1 protein-coding gene and 1 pseudogene are annotated in these 653 nt (G+C 76.4%); both read left to right on the top strand.

What is annotated here, in order from left to right; translation table 11 throughout:
* Window positions 1-213, top strand: a pseudogene (locus tag B0F77_RS48865) (DUF4439 domain-containing protein); the annotation flags it as partial.
* The gene (locus B0F77_RS46530; RefSeq protein ID WP_245849578.1) at window positions 210-638 is read left to right on the top strand and encodes a ferritin-like domain-containing protein; all 429 of its coding nucleotides are present in this window, start codon (window positions 210-212) and stop codon (window positions 636-638) included. The pseudogene B0F77_RS48865 and the gene B0F77_RS46530, both read left to right, overlap by 4 nt.
* Window positions 639-653 lie beyond the last annotated feature (15 nt).

Genomic DNA, 653 nt, shown 5'->3' with positions numbered 1-653 from the left:
GTCGACCGGGAACGGCCGCCGTTGTCGTCCACGGTGCCGCCGGCCCCCACCACGCCGCCCACGCCGCCGGATCCGCTGGCGGCGTTGCGGACGTCGCTCGACGAGTCCGTTCGCGACGCCTCGGCCGCCGTCGCCTCGCTGCCCGCCTACCGCGCCGGGCTCGTCGGTTCGGTCGCGGCGGGCTGCGCGTCGCTGCGGGAGGTGCTCGCGTGAACGTGGACGCAGTTCAGACCGCGCTCGGGACCGAGCACGCGGCGTTGTGGACCTACGGCATGGTGTCGGCGTTCCTGGGCGACCAGGCCGCGGCCGTCGCGGAGGGTGCCAACGCGCACCGGGCGCGTCGGGACACGACCGAACGCTGGTTGCGGGACCACGCCGCGACGCCGACCCCTCCCGCCGCCGCCTACCTGCCGCCGGCCCCGGTCTCCGACGGGCCGTCCGCGCTCGCGGCGCTCGTCGCTGTCGAGCAGGACACGTGTGCCGCGTGGCGCGGTGTCCTGGAACGGACGGACGACCCGGCGCTGCGGACGTCGGCACTGGAGGCGTTGACGACCGCGGCGGTGCGGGCGACCCGGTGGCGCAAGGCCGCCGGGACCAGCCCGGCGTCCATCACGATGCCGGGTGTCGCGTCCGGCTGACGGCGTCTGCAAGTA

This window comes from Lentzea kentuckyensis (genome assembly GCF_002150765.1).
Lineage (GTDB): Bacteria > Actinomycetota > Actinomycetes > Mycobacteriales > Pseudonocardiaceae > Lentzea > Lentzea kentuckyensis.
This window is presented reverse-complemented; position numbering and strand designations above follow the sequence as displayed.